This is a genomic window from Xanthomonas sp. SHU 308, assembly GCF_000364645.1.
Lineage (GTDB): Bacteria > Pseudomonadota > Gammaproteobacteria > Xanthomonadales > Xanthomonadaceae > Xanthomonas_A > Xanthomonas_A sontii.
Map to the genome: position 1 here is coordinate 1 of NZ_AQOK01000173.1, position 1,711 is coordinate 1,711.

The 1,711-nt window shown below is 47.9% G+C and carries 3 protein-coding genes and 1 pseudogene; all 4 read left to right on the forward strand.

The genetic code is table 11. The annotated features are described in order from the left end of the window. The coding region (locus tag D588_RS27760; protein ID WP_232764250.1) for a hypothetical protein at nt 1-549 on the forward strand (549 nt) is incomplete at its 5' end. Continuing rightward, nucleotides 546-878: a hypothetical protein gene (locus tag D588_RS27765; protein ID WP_157836439.1), complete on the forward strand. Its 333-nt coding sequence runs from the start codon at nt 546-548 to the stop codon at nt 876-878. The genes D588_RS27760 and D588_RS27765, both read left to right, overlap by 4 nt. Before the next feature lie 23 nt (nt 879-901). Beyond that, the gene (locus D588_RS26495; RefSeq protein ID WP_232764251.1) at nt 902-1,351 is read left to right on the forward strand and encodes an ankyrin repeat domain-containing protein; all 450 of its coding nucleotides are present in this window, start codon (nt 902-904) and stop codon (nt 1,349-1,351) included. A 143-nt stretch (nt 1,352-1,494) separates the two neighbouring features. After that, nucleotides 1,495-1,711: pseudogene (locus D588_RS28455) on the forward strand (hypothetical protein); the annotation flags it as partial.

Sequence of the window (1,711 nt, forward strand, 5' to 3'; positions counted from 1 at the left end):
GGTACGGGGCGGTATGTGCAGAGTGATCCGATTGGATTAGATGGTGGCATAGCATCTTTTGAATACTCCTCCAGTTCCCCACTGGCGGCTTCTGACTCGTTAGGTCTGCAAAGTCGGCGGGCAATACCCGTGCGGCCAATGACTACTCAAGAGATATTTGCCCGTGTTGAAGTTCCTTATTTGATTAGGCAGATACAAAGCTATGAGCCTACATTTCGCTATCAAACGGTTGGGCCGATTGGTTACAGATATAATGGTCAGGACACAAGTTTTTTGCGGGATATTTTAAGGCAGCACGAGCAAAGGCAATCTCAGCAGTGCCCAGAGCGGATAGATTATGGCTCCACACCAAGTGGAATTCCTCTGAGTCGTCATTATTCAACGGAAAGAGTTGATCGAAATATACCTGTCAGTCTGGTGGATTACATTGCAAGGAATATGCCTGGGACGCCGCACCAGGGTGCGACTCGGCACTATGATCCGATAAATGATGTGACCGTAGTAATAGGTAGAAATGGTGTGATGACTGCCCATAGGGGTGAAAAATGAATAATATTGGCGGCAGAGAAATTTTTATTATTTCTAAGGATTCATCAAAAAAAAGTGTTGTTGGAACTGCTGTTCTAGACCTGGGGGACGATGGTGGCATTCTTAATATTGAGGTTTATGGGTTATCGCATTTGATAGGGCGTGCGCCGACCAGTGACGAGATCGCTTGGATGAAAAATGAGGTTGTCGATGCCTTCTTCTCGGAAGAAGATGACGTTCTGTCGGTTGTGGTTGGTTTCGGGGAAAATAGACGGCAGAGGTCTTCTTTGGCTATTTTTGGTTTTTCGGAATTTGATCAATTGGTAAGTTTTTCTATTGCACCAGAGTAGGTTTTGGATCTGTGGATGGAAGGTTGTTTTCTTGGTGGGCTTTTAATGGGTGCGATTGGAAGATTATAAAGGCCTCTTTGTATTTTTGTTTTTATTATTTAATTGAGGTCGATATGAAGGTGGAGGATGTTTTGACTTTATATAAGGATCTTCCTGAGTATGCTGGAATTGAATTGGATGGTGTAAAAAAGATGAGTCTATTCGGTGACTATCCAATTAATGTTGCGGCAACGCGCGGCTCTGTGCGAGAAATGTCTGCTCTCTTTAATGTTGGTGCGGACCTTAATGCTTCTGGTGAGCATGGATATACACCTCTGCATAATGCGGTAGAGCAAAGCAATGTTGAGGCAGTTAAATGGCTTTTAGAGAATGGCGCAGATAAAGGGTTGTGTAATTCGTCAGGTGAGACTCCAGCTGACCTGGCAACTATTTTGTCCGAGAATTTAATTGAGTCGATCTTGAATGCTTCGTGAGGTGTGTCTAGATATTTGATGCTGCCTTGATTACGGCCCTGCAGTACGCTTGACCCCTCCATCGCCGGCTGACGTGGATCAAGCGCATCAACACCAATGTGGCGCAACGGCCGTAGCGAACAGGTGTAGTGGGTGGGTAAGCCAACGTCTATACCCTGTACGACGAGAGCGATCACCGGCTGGACGACTACGAAAGTAATGGCGAGGCGGTGCAGCAGGCGATCTGGCTGGATGACTTGCCGGTGGGCGTGCTGGCCAAGACCACACTGCGCTACGTGTAGCCGGACCACTTGGGCACGCCGCGCGCCGTGATCGACCCGGCCCGCGACGTGGCGATCTGGCGCTGGGACCTGAAAGGGG

Excerpts from the sequence above, each read along its gene's own strand:
- D588_RS27765 (WP_157836439.1), top strand. The coding sequence starts at position 546 with ATGAATAATATTGGCGGCAGAGAAATTTTTATTATTTCTAAGGATTCA.